Origin of the sequence: Paraburkholderia sp. BR13444 (assembly GCF_040948755.1) — a bacterium.
In the GTDB taxonomy this organism is placed as follows: Bacteria; Pseudomonadota; Gammaproteobacteria; order Burkholderiales; family Burkholderiaceae; genus Paraburkholderia; species Paraburkholderia youngii.
The window spans coordinates 146,796-165,100 of the sequence record NZ_JBFPKM010000003.1 but is presented as its reverse complement, the minus strand read 5'-3'; the positions used below and the strand labels follow the sequence as shown (position 1 = coordinate 165,100).

Genomic DNA, 18,305 nt, shown 5'->3' with positions numbered 1-18,305 from the left:
ACCAGCATTTTGACAGTCAGACAGGAACAGGAATGAGCAAGCTTCAACTTTCCATCGCGGTGGGCAACTATGACCGGATGCGGCCGCTGATCGACGGCGACGTGCAGATCGACGGAGTAGACCCCGTGTTCATGCTGCAGGACCCGGAGGAAATCTTCTTTCGTGCGTTCCGGCACGCGGATTACGACATTTGCGAGCTGTCGCTCAGCAGCTATTCGGTGAAGACGGCCGCGGGCACGTCGCCCTACATCGCGGTGCCGGTTTTTCCGTCGCGGGCATTCCGCCACAGCTCGATCTACGTGCGTTCAGACCGTGGGATCGACCGGCCCGAGGACCTGAAGGGCAAACGCATCGGCGTGCCGGAATATCAGCTGACCGCCAACGTATGGGTGCGGCTCTTTCTCGAAGAAGAATACGGCGTGAAAGCATCGGATATCCGCTGGGTGCGGGGCGGCTACGAGGATCCGACGCGCGTCGAGAAGATTGCGCTGAAGCTTCCCGAAGGCGTCGTGCTGGAAAACGCGCCAGAAGGACAGACGATCTCGAATCTGCTGGCCAATGGCGAGATTGACGGCGTGATCGGACCGCGCGCGCCGTCGTGCTTCGACCGTGGGCATCCGAGGGTCAAGTACCTTTTCGATGATCCGCAAGAGAGCGCCGCCCGATGGTACGAGCGCAGGAAGCTTTTCCCGATCATGCACACCCTGGGCATTCGCAAGACGCTCGCGGATCAGCACCCGTGGCTTCCCGGTGCGATCGCGAAGGCGTTCGAGCAATCGAAGGAAGTCGCGCTGTCCCGTTTGAGCGACACCTCGGCGACCAAGGTGACGCTGCCGTTCATCGAGGACCAGTTGCGCAATGCGCGGCGTCTGATGGGGCACGACTTCTGGTCGTATGGATTCGCCAACAATGAACACGTGATCGACCGCTTCCTCGCGCAGCACCACGCAGAGGGATTGTCGAGCCGACGCCTCGAGCCTGCCGAACTGTTCCACCCGGCCAGCCTGGAGCGATTCAAGATCTGATCCCTCACGGCGGTTGTTTGCGCCGTCGCGCATGCGGCAGGTGCTGGGTGCGCGATGGATGCGCGGAAGGGAACGACGCATCAAGAATAATCAGTCCTCCAGAATAGAGATGAAAATGAAGAGACACACATTCCCGCTCGCCTGCGGCGGGTTGCTGACGCTCGCCTGCACGGCGGCCCATGCGCAGAGTTCGGTTACGCTGTACGGCATCGTCGATGCGGGCGTCGAGTACGTCAACCGGGTGACCCAAGGCAAACAGACGGGCTCGGTGATCCGCGAGCAGTCGGGCAATCTCGCCGGATCGCGCTGGGGGCTCAAGGGCTCGGAGGATCTCGGCGGCGGCTACAAGGCCGTGTTTACGCTGGAGGGCGGCTTCAACGTGAACACCGGCGCGCTGGGTCAGAGCGGACGGCTGTTCGGCCGCAAGGCATTCGTTGGCGTCTCGACGCCGTACGGCACGCTCACGCTCGGACGTCACCAGAACCTGCTCTACGAGCTGATGTACAAGTACGACGCGCTGACCTTCAACCCGAGCTACTCCGCGCAAAGCATGGACAGCCAGTTCGTGAACCGCGCGGACAACTCGGTGCGCTATGGCGTGCACCTCGGCGGCGTTACGTTCGCGGCACTGTATAGCACTGGGTTCGACGCGACGATCCCGAACGGTGCGAACGTGCCCGGCGCAACGAAAGTGGGCCGCGAAATGAGCGCGGCGGTGCTGTATGACCGCGGGCCGTTCAGCATCGGCCTGACGTACGACCAGTTGCAGGGCACCTCGATCGCGACGCAGAGCAACGCGCAGCAGCGCGCGCTGCTCGGCCTCTCTTACGACTTCGGGCCGGTCACGACGCTGGCGGGCCTGCGCTGGCTGAACACGCGCAATACGGATGCGCCGCCGAGTTCGCTGCTCTACTGGGGCGGCGTGACCTGGAGGGTGAATGCACCGCTTTCCATTTCCGCCAGCGTCTATCACACGCAGTTTCGCAATCCGCACGGCGGCCCGACGATGGGAGCATTGCTCGTCGACTACTCGCTGTCCAAGCGCACCGACGTGTATGCGGAAGGGGCGTATGTCTCCAATCGTTCGTTTTCCAATGTCGGTATTCGCGGCACGGGCGTGGATATTGCGCCAGGCATGGACCAGGCGGGCGTGACCGTGGGCATTCGCCATACCTTCTAAGCGGTCCGGGCGCTGCGCTCCAGTGCCTCTCGCGCGGGCTAAAGCGCTATGATTATCAGCGGTGTGATCAAAATAACAGCGAGGAAGGCATGGCAGCAGCACGTACTTCGGGCAGAGGCAAGGGCAAGGGCGGGGTCGCGAGCGAGGACCCCATTCTGCGGCACTGGCGTGAGGCGGTACCGGACGATCGTCTCGCTCACCTGGTGAAGGATGCGGGCCGCGCGATGATTCGCGGTCTGCAAATGCGCCTGGCGCAGCATGAAGTCTCGTTCGGCCACTGGGCGTATCTGCGCGTGCTATGGGTCACCGACGGGCTGACGCAGAAGGAGCTCAGCGACGAGACCGGCACCACCACCCCCACCACGTTCAGTGCGGTGTCGGCAATGGAAAAGCTCGGCTATGTCGAGCGCCGCTACGAGCCCGGCAATCGCAAGAACACGCACGTCTATCTGACGCCGCGCGGACGGAGCCTGAAACACAAACTCGTTCCGCTCGCGGAAGAAGTTAACGAAATTAGCGTCAGGGGCCTGAAAGCCACCGAGATCAACGTCGCCCGCAAGGTTCTGCTGACGATCATCGAGAACATGGCACGCGACGAATCAGAGTCGGACGACCCGGCGCTGCGTATTCCGTCGACTCGGGAAGTGGGGAATCTGATCGCGGCGCGCGGGGAAGAAGTCGATCAGGATTGACGCGCGGCTCGGCGTTTCGGGTCATTCCCGAGTGGCAAATTCATTATAGATCTAATAATATTGGCGGGCGTGCCAAGTCCACGACAGGCACGACGGCAGGCCACGGCATGCTGCTGCTCCCTCGCTCAAAACATACGGATCTGGAATGGATGGAATGACCCGCGCGGCGATGACGCGCAACGTCCGCGATGCGCTCGCGGAAGATGTCGGCGAGGCCGACTGGACCTCGCTACTGATCGACCCCGACGCTTCAGCCGAAGCGGTCTTGACGGTGCGTGAACCTGCGCTGTTGTGCGGCAGACCGTGGTTCGATGAAACACTGCGGCAGGTCGACCCGCGCATCACGATTGAATGGTTGGTCGGCGAGGGCGAACGGATGCACGAAGGGCAGACCGTCTGCCGGATCGCTGGTCCGGCGCGCGGCATGCTCACCGCCGAGCGCACCGCGCTCAACTTCATTCAGTTGCTTTCTGGCGTGGCCACCGAGACAAGCGTGATGACGCGGATCGTCGAAGGCACGTCTGCGCGGATTCTCGACACGCGAAAAACGCTTCCGGGATTGCGCCTCGCGCAAAAATACGCAGTTCGTGTTGGCGGCGGCGAAAACCATCGTCGGGGGCTGTACGACGGAATCCTGATCAAGGAAAACCACATCGCGGCGGGTGGCGGCATTGCGTCGACCCTTCGCGCTACCGAAGCATTGGGTGCAGGTGTGCCCGTGCAGGTCGAGGTGGAGACGCTCGATGAATTAACGGAAGCGTTGGCTGCTGGCGCTGCGGCGATTCTGCTCGACAATTTCTCGATCGAATCGATGCGCGAGGCTGTGCGCGTCACCGCGGGGCGCGCCGAGCTGGAAGTCTCTGGCGGTGTGACCGAGCGGACGCTGCGAACGATTGCCGAAACCGGCGTGGACCGTATTTCGTTGGGCAAGCTGACGAAGAACATCAGGGCGATCGATTTTTCACTGCGCTTCGCGGCGTTCGCTGGATAAGCGGAGGTCGGGGCGCATGTGTGCGCTCCGTAGAAGGAAACGCCGACAAAAAAATCCCTCGTTTGAACTGTGCATGGCGCAGTTCAAAACGAGGGTTTTTGCGCTTACCTCGAACTATCCAAGTGTCACATCTGCGCCCGTTTCGCTCGACTTCAGAATCGCGATACAGATTTCCAGCGTGCCCTTCGCCCATTCGCCATCGTGAAGGGGCGAGCGTGCGTCCACGACCGCGCCATACAACTCGTCGATGACTTCGGCGCGCGGCACGGTGGGCGCAGGCAGCGGCAGCGTTTGGCGCTGCTCGTCGCCGTAGACGACGATCGAATCGGGCAGCGGGCGCAGGTCGGCGCGTTCGCACGAGACGATGATCGGGCCGAAATGCTGATGAAAGCGCGGCGGCTCGTGCGCGTCGGCCGTTGGCGGCTTGTATGCGGAACCGCCGTAGGTGCCGGCCGCTTTGAGCCTGGCTTCGTCGCCCGAGGACGCGAGCGTCTCCAGACGGCGGCGGGCGCTGCCGTACGTGTCGGGGCTCGTACGATCGCCCATTTCGCCGATCCAGCCGCTCCACTCTTCGGTGTTGAAGTGGCCATAGCCGTTGTACGAGAGCGAGGCATAAGCACCGTTCTCGAACCAGATCAGCGCCGAATAAGCGCCTTCGGTCGGGCGGGACGGATCCCACCGTCCCACGCTCGCGCGCAGCCGCGTCGCGCGCGAGCCGGCGAGCATTCGCACGATATCGACCTGATGAGCCGCCTGGCTGAAGACGGCGCCGCCACCTTCAGCCGTGGCCAGCTCCTCGGGCCGGCGCGGGCGATACAGATAGTCGGTGTAGTTGACGGCCTGGATCATTTTCACTGCGCCGAAATCGCCACGACTGATCAGTTCGCGCGTACGCAGGTACGGCGTGTCAAAACTATGGCAATGGCCGACGATCAGATGCACGTTCGCTGCGCGGCATGCAGCGATCATGCGATCGCAGTCCGCAGCGGCGAGCGCCATCGGCTTTTCGACCAGCACGTGCTTGCCTTTTGCCGCGGCAATTTCAGTGTGCTGCGCGTGGAACTGGTGCGGACTCGCAACGTAGATGATCTCGACGTTGCGGTCAGCCGCCAACTCCGCCACGTCCGCATAGGTGGGCGCCGCGAAGTCGGCGGCGAACTGCCGCCGCGCTTCGTCACGCGGATCGCACGCAGCGACGAGCTGGACTCTGGCGTCGCGCAGGAAGGTCGGCAGCATCAGCGAGAATGCCCGTCCCAGTCCTGCGACCCCGATGCGCAAACGGCGCTGCTCCATGGCCGTGTGCCTCCCGTTATTGCTTGACCTGATAGTCCGTTGCGAGCGCGGACGGCTGGTCGGCCTGTTCCGGATTCTTCTTGCTGACGTAACGCGCGGCATACGTGCGCCAGTCGATTTCCTTCGGCACGACAGCCTGGTACGAACACACTTCGCGGGGAATCGCTTTTGCACCGGTGCCAATTGCGTCGCCATCTTTCTCGAATTCGGCGAGCGCATCGATCATGCGGCGGCGGAATTCGACGATGGCGAGATCGCTCGCGCCGAGGCGCTCGTCCGAGCGGTTCGCAATCGGGCCCATCGTGACCCACATCGCAATGTCCTGGTTCGGGAAGCCCGAAATGCCAGTGAAATTGCCAGCCTTCATCGCCTGGCGGTCTTGCCAGAAGCGGTTGTCGTGATTGCGCAGCGGGCGATAGTACTGGTCGAGGTCAACACCGACCTGCTGACGCAGGAACTTGCGCCACGTTTCGGTTTCCGGCGTCGTCTCCGGATCGCCCCAGGCGATGAAGTAGAACGCCGTGTTCGTGTCGTCCATCGGCACGTTGATGTTCGCAACGTTGTAGAGGTTGTTCGGCGGAATCAGCACCGTTCCCGGTGCCACGAACACCGTGGAGCGCACGTAGTCGTGCGTGTTGGCGTTGAAGATCGGGCGGCGCAGCGCGGCGTAACGGAAGCCGTAGTCGGTGCGCTCGACCTGCAGGCGCGGGGCCTTGTCGGTGGACGGGCGCAACCAGTTCTTCGCGGTCGCTTCGGCGCCGCCCACGCGCGCCGGCACGAAGTCCGACGAATGCAGGCTGGAGCTGTGCGCGGAGTCGATCGCGCCTTCGAGGATTTGCGCCCAATTGCACGGCAGCAGCGCCTTGGCGATGCTCACGCGGGTGTCGGAAGTCGGCGCCCAGGCCGGCGGCACGAATTCGGGGATAGCGTCTTGCGGGCCCATATATGCCCATACCATGCCTCCCCATTCCTGCACCGGGTAGGCCTTGTGCTTGACCTTGTCGGTCATGCAGCTCGCTGCCGGCTCGGACACCATTTCAAGCACGTTGCCCGAGACGTCGAACTTCCAGCCGTGATACAGGCAGCGCAGGCCGGAGTCTTCATTGCGGCCGTAGACGAGCGATGCGCGACGGTGCGGGCAGTACTCGTCCAGCACACCAACGCTGCCTTCCGAGTCCCGGAATACAACGAGGTCCTCGCCAAATACGCGCGCCTTGACCGGCGCGCCGTCCGGCTCGCTGACTTCTTCGATGAGGCAAACCGGCGTCCAGTGCCGGCGCATCAGTTGGCCCATCGGGGCATCGCCTTCGACGCGGCACAGCAATTCATTTTCTTGGTGGGTCAGCATGTAATGTCTCCCGGCGAAAGCTCGCCTTCATCAACAGGTGTTGCCCAACTATATTAGATATCTAGTGAAAATGGCAAGAGCCTTTCGAGACATCCGGGAAAGTACGTATGGTCGAAAGCGACCCTGGCTCAGGAATATTCGATCTCTAATATGAAGTGGCGAGATTCATCGCCGATGGATCGGATTTGCGAGGCGCTGGTGTTCCACCCGGCTAGTCTCGAAAGACGGAAGGATTCAAGCCACGCTGATGATGGAACGCTGGCAAATTCGCGGCGTTCTATGTTGGACGGCTATGATAGAGCCCTTGATAAAGCCGGATTGAACGGACATGACAGACTCTGTATTGAAAGATGTCGAAGCCCCTGTGCGGGAAAGTGACAACAGTCTTGTGTGGTCAGACGCACGGCTACTCGGCTTCACGCCGATGGATGACGTGCATAAGGAATTCTACGAAGTCGCGCTAAGGCTCGTGACCTGCACCGATGCGAGCGCCCTTGCCGCGATCGAGGAATTCGAAAAACACGCCGTCAGCCATTTCGAGCAGGAAGACGAATGGATGCGCACGACCAACTTTCCCCCGCGCGATTGCCACATCGAAGAACACGAAGCCGTGCTGAAGTCAGTGCGGGACGTTAAAGCAGCGGTCGAAGCAGGGCAGGCTGGTTGCGCGCTGGTGCATGACATCGGCATGCATCTGTACAACTGGTTTCCCGGACACGCCGACTACCTGGATTCGGCGCTTGCCGCATGGATGACCAAACAGACGATGGGTGGAAAGCCCGTTGTGTTAAGACGGACGATTTGAAGTTTGCCGTTTCGACCGTCGAAATACACTGGGCGCCATAAGTTGTAGCCGGCAGACTGCTGGCTCAACCCATGTCGCGTAGTTCCCGCCGTAAAATCTCGCGAGCGGTTGATTTCCGTAGCGTCCTTTGCGCGCTCAGAGTTTTACCGCACTGCGGCTCCCGTCAACGCATCGTCGCTTGCGGGCGTCGTTGCTGGAATCTCCGCGGACGATATCAGCCCCGTTCAATTACCCGACTCGCGCAGCACGACGTCGCCCAATTCGGCGAGGCGGGCGGCATCGACGCGCACGCTCGGGCAGGAGATGCCCATGGCCGCGATCATCTCGTCGTGCGCGTCGTAGATGGGGCGAGCCACGCAGCGGATGCCATCGGTGAATTCCTCGTCATCGATGGCATAGCCGCGCTGACGTGTCAGTTCCAACTCCTGCGCGAGAGCCGGCTCCGAGGTCAGGGTGCGCAACGTGTAGGGGACCAATTCCGCCGGCGCTTCGGCATGGCCGAAGGCCAGGAACGCTTTGCCGAGCGCCGTGCAGTGCAGCGGCGACAGGGCGCCGATCGGATGATCGACCTTGAGCGGCAAGGTCGAGTCGACCTTGTCGATATACCAGACGCGCGAGCCGACCAGCACCGCCAGATGCGTGCACTCCCCGGTGGACGCAGCGAGCCTTTCCAGCGCCGGGCGCCATGCTTCCTTGATCGCCACGACCTCCTCGAGCGTGCGTTGTACCGGCTTGCCCGGCTGACTGCCGTTCGAGGCCAGATAGCGCCGGTTGGAATCCTGCGCCGCATAGCCGGCGGCAACCAGCGTCTTCAGAAGATGGGCGGCCATGGATTTGTCCATTTCGAGTTCGCTCGCGAGTTCCGTTAGCCGGACGGGGCCGCGATGAGTCCGCAGATACGTCAGTGCTTCGAGGCCACGAGTCAGGGACTGGAGCAGTCGCATGAATATCCCTCCACGCCAATAAAAGTTTTTCTCTGTAAAACACCAAAAGTTTTACATAGGAAAACTGTAGCCGAAAAATCACCCAATGTAGGGAATTACACGCATTTTTTACGCTAGATGTGAAGTACTGTTGTGCGTATGCAAATTGAGCGCTAGTGAATCAGGTCGGTCTGAAGGGCGAATTCAGTTTTTAATCCAAGTTGTTTTGCATGCGTCAACTTTACGGAGGCAGGCATGTTGGGGAGACACGGAGTAAAGCGTCGCGCGCTTGTGCTGGCTGCACTACTGGCTTCAGCCGCGGGATTCACGACCCCGGCCTTCGCGGATTCGGGCGAAGTGTCGATCAGCGACTATTTCACGGGCGACATGGGAGAGAAGGCGTTCAACGAACAGCTCGCCAAATTCACCACGGCGACCGGGATCGCAATCAAGCAAAGCCCGGTGGGACACGAAGATTTCAAGTCGGTGATACTGGTGCGCGCGGCCGGACATAGTCTGCCCGACGTATTCAGTTTCTGGGCGGGCGCCAAGACGCAATTCATCGCCGATTCGAAGAGCCTTCATCCGATCGACGGCATGTGGAAGTCCGCGGGGCTGGATTCCGTGATCTCCAGGCCGATTGCGGCGGCGGCGACGAGCTACAGCGGGCATCGCTATCTGGTGCCGGTCGACTATCACTTCGTCGGCGTTTTCTATAACCCGAAGGTGATGGCCAAGGCGGGCATCACGACGATGCCGACGACGTGGGACGGCTTCCTCGCCATGTGCAAGCAACTCAAGTCGCAAGGCATCACGCCGATTGCGATGGGTTCGAAGAATCGTTGGCCCTCGCAGTTCTGGTTCGATTACATGCTGTTGCGTACCGCGGGGCCGGAGTATCGCGCGAAGCTGATGACGGGGCATGCCCGCTACGACGATCCGCAGGTGAGCTCGGTGATGGACCAATGGAAGTCCATGTTCGATGCAGGCTATTTCAACAACAACGCCAACGCGATCGACTGGACCGACGCCGCCGACAAGGTCGCGAAGGGCGATGCCGCGATGACGCTGATGGGCACGTGGATCACGGGCTACTGGAACAACAACCATCTGGTGGCGGGCAAGGACTACGACGTTGCGGTATTCCCGCAGATGCAGGCGGGCGTGCCGAACGTCGCGCTTGGTCCGGTGGACGGCCTCGTGATCTCCGCCAACGCGAAGAATGTGGCGGGTAGCGAAAAACTGCTCGACTACATGATCAGCAACACCGACGTGCAGTCGGCATGGACGTCGTCCCAAGGCGCGCTGTCGGCCAACGTGAAGGTCGATCAGTCCCACTACAGCCCGGTGATGCAAAAGGCCGCCGCGGCGGTCGAGAAGTCCAACGGCTTCGCCTTCAACTACGACCTCGCCACGCCCCCGCCGGTGTCCGAAGTCGGTCTGTCGATGTTTGCGAAGTTCATCGACCAGCCTGGCGATATCAAGAGCCTGCTAACTCAGACCCAGACGGATGCGCAGACCGCGTTCAAGAAGCAGTAACTCCTTCACGAAGGCGGGTCGCCCTGCGGCGGCCCGCCTTTTTCCGGTAGAGACGCGAGATGAGGAAGCACGATCGGCTATGGCGTGTGATATTTCTGGCGCTGCCCCTGGGCGTTTTCGGAATCCTGGTGGTGGGACCGTTGCTGTCGTCGTTCTATTACAGCTTTACCGACTGGAATGGCTTTTCGTCCGACTATGATTTTGTCGGGCTCTCTAATTTCACACGGATTCGCAACGATCATCTGTTTTCGCATGCGGCGCTCAATACCGCGCTCTGGATCGTTGCCGCTATCGCGTTGCCGACGCTGCTGGGGTTGGGTCTCGCGCTGCTGCTCGATTCGAAGGTGCCCGGTTCCCGCGTGTTCAAGAGCATCTTCTATCTGCCGATCTGCCTGTCGGCCGTGATCGTCGGCCAGATCTGGATCTGGATCTATCAGCCCGACTGGGGGCTGCTCAACCTGTTTCTGTCGCACGCGGCGGGAACGCCTCACGACTTTGCGTGGCTCGCTAAACCCAATACGGCGCTGTGGTCCGTGATCGTGGCGTGGTCGTGGCAACAGACCGGGCTGTCGATGGTGATCTATCTCGCCGGGCTCACCGCGATTCCCGAAGACCTGCAGGAGGTCTGCCATATCGAAGGCGCGAGCCGCTGGCAGCGCATCCGCCTCGTGATCCTGCCGTTGCTGACGCCCTCCACCGTGGTCGCGGTGGCGCTGTCGGTGATCAACTCACTGAAGGGTTTCGACATTCTCTACATCATGACCGGCGGTGGGCCGTTCAACAGTTCCGATACGCTGGCCATGCACATGTACAACGAGAGCTTCAAGAAATACCACATGGGCTATGGCAGTGCGATTTCCGTGGTGCTGTTCCTGATCGCCGTCTCCGTGATCGGCCTGTATTTCCGTCAGTTGCGCAAGGTGGACCGCATCTATGGATGAGCGTCTGTATGCCCGCTTCAATCCGGCGAGAGCGGCCACTTTCACGATTCTCGTGGTGCTGGCGGTGCTGTTCCTGTTGCCCACTGTCGGCGTGTTGCTGTCGTCGGTGAAGGAGCAGCGCGACATTGCGCTGGGCGATCTCTGGAGCTTGCCGGTCAGGCTGTACCTCGGCAATTTCATCGAAGTGCTGTCGAAGCCCTCCGTACACCAGTATTTCGTGAACACGCTGATCGTCACCGTGCCCGCCACGATCGTGTCGACCGCGCTCGGCGTGCTCGCCGGCTACGTATTCGCCAAGCTGCCTTTTCGCGGTTCGACTGGCCTGTTCCTGGTGCTGGTGTCCGGCATGTTCTTTCCGCCGCAGGTGATTCTGATTCCGCTGTTCCGGCTTTTCAATTTTCTCGGCCTGATCGACACGCTGTGGCCGGTGTTCCTCGTGCATACGGCGCTGGGCATTCCGATCTGCTCGCTGCTGATGCGCAACTTCTTCGCGACCGTGCCGAGCACGCTGCGTGAAGCCGCGATCATGGAAGGCGCATCCGAGCCGCGGGTGCTGCTGTCGGTGGTGTTGCCGCTCAGTTTGCCGGCGCTCGCGGTGCTGGCGACGCTGCAGTTTACGTGGATCTGGAATGACTTTCTGTGGCCGCTGGTGTTCACGCAATCCGACGAGAAACGCACCATCATGCTCGGCATCGTGAACCTGAATGGCCAGTATTCCGTCGCCTGGGGCGTGCAGGGCGCGTTGTCGATTCTGGCGAGCTTGCCGACGCTGCTGGTGTTTCTGTTCTTCCAGCGCTACTTCATCAAGGGCATGACCATGGGCGCGGTAAAAGGGTGATCGAATGGCGCAATTGAATCTGCAAGGCATACGCAAATCGTTCGCTGGCCATGAGGTGATCCATGGCGTCGATCTGGACATCGCCGACGGCGAGTTCGTGGTGTTCGTCGGCCCTTCCGGCTGCGGCAAATCGACGATGCTGAGAATGATCGCCGGCCTCGAAGATGTGTCGGGCGGGACGATCCATATCGATGGCCGGGATGTGACGCAGGTGCATCCGTCGAAGCGCGAAATAGCGATGGTGTTTCAGTCCTATGCGTTGTTTCCGCACATGACGGTGGCTGAAAACATCGGCTTCGGACTGCGGCTCGCGGGTGTCGACAAGCGCGAGATCAGGCGGCAGGTGGGGGAGGTCGGCAAGACGCTCCAGCTCGACCGTCTGCTGGAACGCACGCCGAGAGAATTGTCGGGCGGGCAGCGGCAGCGCGTAGCGATCGGGCGCGCCATCATTCGTCATCCGAAGATCTTTCTGTTCGACGAACCGCTTTCGAATCTCGATGCCGCGTTGCGCGTGCAGTTGCGCCTCGAGATCGCGCGACTGCATGCGGAGTTGCGCGCCACGATGGTGTACGTCACGCACGACCAGGTCGAGGCGATGACGCTGGCGGACCGGATCGTCGTGTTCAACGGCGGCAAGATCGAGCAGGTCGGCACGCCGATGGAGCTCTATGAACGGCCCGCGAATCTGTTCGTCGCGCGCTTTATCGGCGCGCCTGCGATGAACGTGCTGCCGGCGTCGGCGTGGCCGCATCTGACGAGTCCGGATCATGCCGGACCTCGCAGCGAGGCGGGCGGCGTCGACTGTATCGGTATTCGGCCCGAGCACGTCACGCTTTGCGAGCGCGGACAGGCGAGTGTTGGCGGGCGCATCGAACTCGTCGAGCAGCTTGGCGCGGAGACACTGTATTACCTCGGCATCGGCAATGGCCTGCCCACGCTCACGGTACGCTCGCCGCTCGCGCACGCGGTGCGCCGCGGAGACGAAGTCGGACTGAAAGTGGACAGATCGAAGCTGCATCGCTTCGGCCCGGACGGGATCGCGATCGGCAATCACGCCGCTCGAAGCGATGAACGCACACCATCGCCAACAGAGACTATTCAAATAGAGGAAGAAAAATGACGGGATCTCGTTTTCGCGTGGGGATCATCGGTGCGGGTCGCATCTCCGATCTGCACGCCATCGAATACCTGCAAAATCCGTTGGCGCGCATCGTCGGCGTCTGCGACCGGGATGTGGCGCAGGCGCGCAGCAAGCTCGCGGCCTGGGGCATTCCCGACGTCGCGGTCGAGGAGGACGTGGATCGCTTCCTCGCGCGTGAGGACATCGATCTGGTCGAAATCCTGTTGCCGCATCATCTGCATCTGCCGGTGGCGCTTAAGGCGATGGCTGCGGGCAAGATCGTCTCGCTGCAAAAACCGATGTGCGTCGATCTCGCCGAGGCGGACCAACTCGTGGCGGCCGCCGAGGCCTATGACCGGCCTTTCAAGGTCTTCGAGAATTTCATCTTCTATCCGCCGGTGCTGAAGGCGCGCGAGCTGATCGATCAGGGCGCGATCGGCACGCCGCTGTCGATCCGCATCAAGTCGAACCCGGCGCGCAGCGCGACGGCGTGGGAAGTGCCGCCGTCCGCATCGGCGTGGCGCAGCGAGAAGTCTCACGCGGGCGGCGGGCCGCTCGTATTCGACGACGGACATCACAAGTTCGCGCTCGCCTGGCATTTCATGGGCGATCCGGAAGAGGTGCATGCGTTTATCGGCGATACCGAAGGTCCGGGCGGCATGCGTTTCGATGCGCAGTCGATCATCTCGTTCCGGTTTCCCGGCAATCGTGTCGGCAATCTGGAGATCGTCTATTCGCCGGACATGGAACTCATCACGCGACACTATGCGCAGGACGATCGCGTCGAGATCACCGGCACGTCGGGTGTGCTCTTCATCAACGGCGGCCACGGACGGCTCGGGGCGACACCGCCCGTGACCCTGTACCGGGACGGCCAGATCACGACCTACGACGTGCCGAGCGGATGGGAGCAGAGCTTCGTGCTGTCGACCCGGCATTTTCTGAATGCGCTGCGCATGGGCGGGGCGCCGGTGCTGACGGCGAGGGAGGCCCGCCAGGTGCTGCGTTTCGCGTCGGCGGCCGAGCAGTCGGCTCGTGAAGGCAAGGCGATTCGCCTGGCATTTTGATCCCGCGAGGGCACAACCATGTCTGATCTCGTTACTCCGTCGAAGCAGCTTCCGGTCACGACAGAAAGCCGCGCCGCCTGGTTGCGCGAGGCGGGCGGGCTGAGCGCGGCGTTCGCGGACGGCCTGCTGTCCGATGTCGTCGAACTGCCTTTGGCCGAAGCTCTCGTGCTGGGTTTGATGAAGCAGGGCGTGACCAAGTATCTGGCGATCTTCGGACACGGCAATACCGCGATCGCCGAGATTCTGCGTATCTACGAGGCGCACGGTCTGGTGAAATGCTGGCAGTTCCGCAACGAAGTGGAAATGGCGCACGCGGCCACCGCGCTTTCGTGGGTTTACGGCGAAGTTCCCGCGGTGCTCACGTCGATCGGGCCCGGCGCGTTGCAGGCGCTCGCCGGCTCGCTGGCCGCAGCGTCGAACGGGGTCGGTGTCTACCATCTGTATGGCGACGAGACGACGCACGGCGAGGGCTACAACATGCAGCAGATTCCTCGGCCGGGGCAGGGACTGTTTGGCTCCCTGACAGAACGGATGGGGGCGTCCTATACGCTGCATACGCCCGCCGCGTTGCGCGATGCGTTGCGCAACGGCAGTGCGGCCGTGTTTCATCCGTGGCGGCCGGCGCCGTTCTATCTGAATCTGCCGCTGAACACGCAACTGGCGCGGGTATCGCTGAGACTCGATGCGCTTGCGGCCCGACCCGTGTGGCCGCGTTTGCCGATACCGGACGAGGCTTCCCTGGCCGTGGCGGCGAAGCTGATCGCGGGCGCGGACCGGGTGGCCATCAAGGTCGGCGCCGGCGCGCGTCATGCGGCGGTGGCCGTGCGGCGGCTGGCCGAAGCCAGCGGTGCGGTCGCGGTCCTGAGTCCCGGAACGGTTGGTGTGCTGCCCGACGCGCATCCGCATAACCTGCACGTGGCGGGCTCGAAAGGATCGATCAGCGGCAACTGGGCCATGCAGGAGGCCGAGCTCCTGATCGTGATCGGCAGCCGCGCGGTGTGCCAGTCGGACTGCTCGGGCATCGGCTGGCCCAAGGTTCGTCATGTGGTCAATATCAACGCCGATCCGACCGACGTGCAGCACTACAACGAAAGCACCGCGTTGCTGGGAGATGCTGCGGCCATCTGCGAGCGGCTGGCGCTGGCGCTGGCCGGCCCGTTGAGCCCGGCGAAATCGGCATGGCTCGACGAGGCCGCGCGCAAGAAAGCCGAGTGGCTGGGCTTGCGCGACGCACGCGCCGGCGGCCCGCGCTGTTTCGATGCGGTCTGGCGGCGCGAGGTGCTGACGCAACCGCAGGCCATCGCCATCGCCGAGCGTTTTTGCCGCGAGATCGGTGCGCTGAAGTTTTTCGACGCCGGCGACGTGCAGGCTAACGGCTTCCAGGTGATCCGCGACGACTTGCCCGGCGAAACATATACCGAGTCCGGCGCGTCGTATATGGGTTTCGCCGTTTCCGCGCTGCTGTCTCAGGCGATCGCGCGGCGAGGATGCTATGGCGTCGCGTTCACCGGCGACGGCTCGTTCATGATGAATCCGCAGATCCTGATCGACGGTATCGAGCATGGCGTGCACGGCACCATCCTGCTGCTCGACAACCGCCGCATGGCGGCGATCAGCAGCTTGCAGGAAGCGCAGTTCGATACCGATTACCGCACCAACGATTCGGTCGCCGTCGATTATGTGGCGATGGCGGGAGCGGTGGCGGGCGTGATGGCGTTGTCGGCGGGCGAGACGGAGCGAGGTCTGCGCGATGCGCTCGCGAAGGCGCACGCTCACCCTGGCCTGAGTCTGATTCACGTGCCGGTCTATTACGGTGCGGACCCCGCAGGCGGGATGGGTGCGTATGGCCAGTGGAACGTCGGCCCGTGGTCCGACGGCGTGCAGGACGCTTATACGAAGACGCGAATCTGAAGGGGCGAGCATGTACGAATCTTGTGGCTTGCTGATCGATGGCGCGTGGCGCTGTGCGTCCGACGGTGCATGTATCGTGGTCAGAAGTCCGGCGACCGGCGAGCCGGTTGGCAGCGTGCCCGCCGCGATCGGAGCGGACGAAGCCGCTGCGCTCATGTGAAGAAGGTTACGATGGAGCTGTGCGGACATGCGCCGGTGATCGTCCATGCCGACGCGGACCCCGTGCAACGCGCGAAAGGGCTCGCAACGACCAGGTTCCGCAATTGAGGTCAGGTCTGCATCTCGCCGTCGCGGTTCTAGGTGCACCGGTCGATCCTGATGCCGTTCGCGTGGAGAGCGCACTGTCGCTGATCGAGGATGCCCGCGCCCGTGGTGCGCGAGTATTGGCTGGCGGCCGACGGCCGTCCCATCTCGAACGTGGGCATTTCATCGAGCCGTTTGCACCCGTTGCGGTAGCCTCGGGATACTCGATTACCTGACGCCCAAATACATTCGTCATCGCCTGATCAAGGAATGGGACATGAATCAAAAACCGCGTGGCCTGGACAATGGCCTGACGAACTACGCTGATCACGACTTCGCGCGCTATCTGCGCCGGTCGTTTGCCAAATCGATGGGCTACACCGGCGAATCGCTCGACAAGCCGATCGTCGGGATCTGCACCTCGGAGAGTGGTTTCAACAACTGCCATCGTCACTTCCCCGAAATGGTCAAGGCGGTCGAGCGCGGTGTGCTCGCGGCGGGCGCGTTGCCGGTGGTATTTCCGGTGATCTCGCTTGGCGAGGTATTCCTTTCGCCGACTTCGCTGGTCTATCGCAACCTGATGGCGATGGCCGTCGAGGAAATGATCCGCGCCCAGCCGATGGATGCGGTGGTGATGCTCGGCGGATGCGACAAGACCGTGCCGGCGATGTTGATGGGCGCAATCTCCGCAGGGCGGCCCGCCGCCATGGTGGTGGCCGGTCCGATGATGACCGGTCGACATCGCGGCGAGCGGCTTGGCGCTTGCACGGACTGCCGCCGCTTCTGGGCGAATTTCCGCGCGGGGAAAGTCCTGGAGCAGGAGATCAGGCAGGTGGAGGGACGTCTGGCCGTCACCGCGGGAACCTGTGCGGTCATGGGTACGGCGTCGACGATGGCGCTGATCGCGGAAACGCTGGGCATGATGCTGCCCGGGTCGGCGGCGATCCCGGCCGTGCACGCGGATCGTCTGCGCAATTGCGAGGAAACCGGAGCGCTGGTTGCGCGCATGGCCCTCGATGGCGGACCGAAACCGGCCGAGATCGTGACGCCCGCATCGGTGCGCAACGCGTTGCGCGTATTGTTGGCGGTCTCCGGTTCGACCAACGCCGTGATTCATCTGGCGGCGATCGCCGGTCGTATCGGACTGAAAATCGATTACGACGAGTTCAACCGGCTGTCAGATGAAACGCCGGTACTCGTGGATCTCAAGCCGGTAGGCAACGGCTACATGGAGGATTTCCATGCGGCCGGCGGGCTGGAGGGCGTTCTGCGCGGACTGATGCCCCAACTCGATCTGACTTGTCGCGACATCGCCGGGCAGAGCCTCGATGAGCGGTTGAGCAAGCCGCTTGCCGATCCGATCGATACGACAGTGATCCGCTCGACGGAAAAACCGGTCAGTGCCGAGGGCGGGCTGATCGTTCTGAACGGCAGCCTGGCGCCTGACGGTGCTGTTCTGAAGCGCGCCGCCGCTACCCCCGAACTGCTCGAACACGAGGGGCGCGCGGTGGTATTTACTTCGCTCGAAGATCTGGCCGCGCGCATCGACGACCCCGATCTGGACGTTCGCGCGGACGACATTCTCGTGTTGCAGAACGCGGGGCCGCGCAGTGCTTCAGGCATGCCCGAGGCCGGCTATCTGCCGATTCCGCAGAAACTTGCGCGGGCGGGGGTGAAGGACATGGTGCGCATTTCCGATGCGCGCATGTCGGGCACCGCATACGGGACCATCGTGCTTCACGTGACGCCGGAGGCGGCGCTCGGCGGCCCGCTGGCGCTGGTGCGCAATGGCGACCGGATCCGGCTGTCGGCGCGGGACAAGCGGATCGATCTGCTGGTTGACGAGGCCGAACTGGCGCGTCGTGCCACTGAGCTTCGTCCGGCGGAAGGGATGTATGCGCGCGGTTACCAGCGGCTTTATCACGATCACGTGCTATCCGCCGCGGCAGGGTGCGACTTTGATTTCCTCACCGCCTTTCCTTCCGACGAGCTCAAGTAAGCTCATCGGCCCCAGCGGTGTCGTCGAAAATGCGCTCGTCGAATTCGATCGGGAAGGGGGCGTTCCGGCTCAGCGTTCCGGCGTCGGATGCGTTCCGGTACTCGGCAAGACGGGCCGAAACGATGTTTCGAATGTGATTCCCGACTATCGCGGTTTGCTTGGGCCCCAGTGTTTCGAGGCGACCCAGCAGATCGCCGGGGAAGCGAAGCGAAATGTAGGGAGTATCGGGCCCGGCTGGGTTGCGCACTAGTAGCACGTTCAACCGACCGTCCGCCGCAGCCTCTTCGCTGTAGATAGCGTCATCGTGGAAGGAGCGCGATACCGCCTGGGCGACGCGCTCCAGAACACTGCGAGTGATCTGATAGATGGGCATATTCGTCTCCTGATCGG

General features: G+C 62.4%; 17 protein-coding genes. 13 read left to right on the top strand and 4 right to left on the bottom strand.

Features of this window, described 5'->3' with window-relative positions:
* Positions 1 to 32 precede the first annotated feature (32 nt).
* The 4 genes from AB3X95_RS09715 (at position 33) to nadC (ending at position 3,888) form a co-directional block, all read left to right on the top strand.
* A complete protein-coding gene (locus tag AB3X95_RS09715; protein ID WP_176122048.1) occupies positions 33 to 1,025 on the top strand; it encodes an ABC transporter substrate-binding protein in 993 nt (330 codons plus the stop codon).
* A 109-nt stretch (positions 1,026 to 1,134) separates the two neighbouring features.
* Positions 1,135 to 2,205, top strand: a complete 1,071-nt coding sequence (locus tag AB3X95_RS09710; RefSeq protein WP_176122049.1) for a porin — start codon at positions 1,135 to 1,137, stop codon at positions 2,203 to 2,205.
* 89 nt (positions 2,206 to 2,294) lie between these two features.
* A complete protein-coding gene (locus AB3X95_RS09705) occupies positions 2,295 to 2,897 on the top strand; it encodes a MarR family winged helix-turn-helix transcriptional regulator (protein ID WP_176134982.1) in 603 nt (200 codons plus the stop codon).
* Positions 2,898 to 3,042: 145 nt separating this feature from the next.
* Positions 3,043 to 3,888, top strand: a complete 846-nt coding sequence (gene nadC, locus AB3X95_RS09700) for a carboxylating nicotinate-nucleotide diphosphorylase (RefSeq protein WP_368621190.1) — start codon at positions 3,043 to 3,045, stop codon at positions 3,886 to 3,888.
* Positions 3,889 to 4,002: 114 nt separating this feature from the next.
* On the opposite strand, the gene AB3X95_RS09695 is transcribed toward nadC, so the two are convergent.
* Positions 4,003 to 5,181, bottom strand: a complete 1,179-nt coding sequence (locus tag AB3X95_RS09695; protein WP_368621189.1) for a Gfo/Idh/MocA family protein — start codon at positions 5,179 to 5,181, stop codon at positions 4,003 to 4,005.
* A 16-nt stretch (positions 5,182 to 5,197) separates the two neighbouring features.
* A complete protein-coding gene (locus AB3X95_RS09690; protein ID WP_368621188.1) occupies positions 5,198 to 6,529 on the bottom strand; it encodes a Rieske 2Fe-2S domain-containing protein in 1,332 nt (443 codons plus the stop codon).
* A 328-nt stretch (positions 6,530 to 6,857) separates the two neighbouring features.
* Here AB3X95_RS09690 and AB3X95_RS09685 point away from each other — a divergent pair, with 328 nt between their 5' ends.
* Positions 6,858 to 7,334, top strand: coding sequence for a bacteriohemerythrin (locus AB3X95_RS09685; RefSeq protein WP_013093601.1), 477 nt, complete (start codon positions 6,858 to 6,860; stop codon positions 7,332 to 7,334).
* Positions 7,335 to 7,558: 224 nt separating this feature from the next.
* On the opposite strand, the gene AB3X95_RS09680 is transcribed toward AB3X95_RS09685, so the two are convergent.
* The gene (locus AB3X95_RS09680; protein WP_368621187.1) at positions 7,559 to 8,278 is read right to left on the bottom strand and encodes an IclR family transcriptional regulator; all 720 of its coding nucleotides are present in this window, start codon (positions 8,276 to 8,278) and stop codon (positions 7,559 to 7,561) included.
* Between the two features lie 234 nt (positions 8,279 to 8,512).
* On the opposite strand from AB3X95_RS09680, the gene AB3X95_RS09675 reads away from it, so the two are divergent.
* From AB3X95_RS09675 to AB3X95_RS09640, 8 genes are all read left to right on the top strand, one after another.
* Positions 8,513 to 9,796, top strand: coding sequence for an ABC transporter substrate-binding protein (locus AB3X95_RS09675; RefSeq protein WP_368621186.1), 1,284 nt, complete (start codon positions 8,513 to 8,515; stop codon positions 9,794 to 9,796).
* Positions 9,797 to 9,855: 59 nt separating this feature from the next.
* Positions 9,856 to 10,737 (top strand): carbohydrate ABC transporter permease, encoded by an 882-nt coding sequence (locus AB3X95_RS09670; protein ID WP_184227518.1) that lies wholly within the window; start codon positions 9,856 to 9,858, stop codon positions 10,735 to 10,737.
* Positions 10,730 to 11,575, top strand: a complete 846-nt coding sequence (locus AB3X95_RS09665; protein WP_368621185.1) for a carbohydrate ABC transporter permease — start codon at positions 10,730 to 10,732, stop codon at positions 11,573 to 11,575. The genes AB3X95_RS09670 and AB3X95_RS09665 overlap by 8 nt, the downstream gene beginning before the upstream one ends.
* Positions 11,576 to 11,579: 4 nt before the next feature.
* Positions 11,580 to 12,695, top strand: a complete 1,116-nt coding sequence (locus AB3X95_RS09660; protein WP_368621184.1) for an ABC transporter ATP-binding protein — start codon at positions 11,580 to 11,582, stop codon at positions 12,693 to 12,695.
* Positions 12,692 to 13,762, top strand: coding sequence for a Gfo/Idh/MocA family protein (locus AB3X95_RS09655; RefSeq protein WP_184227516.1), 1,071 nt, complete (start codon positions 12,692 to 12,694; stop codon positions 13,760 to 13,762). Before AB3X95_RS09660 ends, AB3X95_RS09655 begins: the two co-directional genes overlap by 4 nt.
* A gap of 18 nt (positions 13,763 to 13,780) precedes the next feature.
* Positions 13,781 to 15,673: a thiamine pyrophosphate-dependent enzyme gene (locus tag AB3X95_RS09650; protein ID WP_368621183.1), complete on the top strand. Its 1,893-nt coding sequence runs from the start codon at positions 13,781 to 13,783 to the stop codon at positions 15,671 to 15,673.
* 10 nt (positions 15,674 to 15,683) lie between these two features.
* Positions 15,684 to 15,833: a hypothetical protein gene (locus AB3X95_RS09645; protein ID WP_254905882.1), complete on the top strand. Its 150-nt coding sequence runs from the start codon at positions 15,684 to 15,686 to the stop codon at positions 15,831 to 15,833.
* Positions 15,834 to 16,193: 360 nt separating this feature from the next.
* Entirely contained in the window at positions 16,194 to 17,915 is a 1,722-nt protein-coding gene (locus AB3X95_RS09640; RefSeq protein ID WP_368621182.1) for an IlvD/Edd family dehydratase, read from the top strand.
* Here the strand turns inward: AB3X95_RS09640 and AB3X95_RS09635 are convergent.
* Complete coding sequence (locus tag AB3X95_RS09635; protein ID WP_176122055.1) at positions 17,908 to 18,288, bottom strand: hypothetical protein; 381 nt, start codon at positions 18,286 to 18,288, stop codon at positions 17,908 to 17,910. The two genes, AB3X95_RS09640 and AB3X95_RS09635, sit on opposite strands and share 8 nt — an antisense overlap.
* Between the last annotated feature and the right edge of the window lie 17 nt (positions 18,289 to 18,305).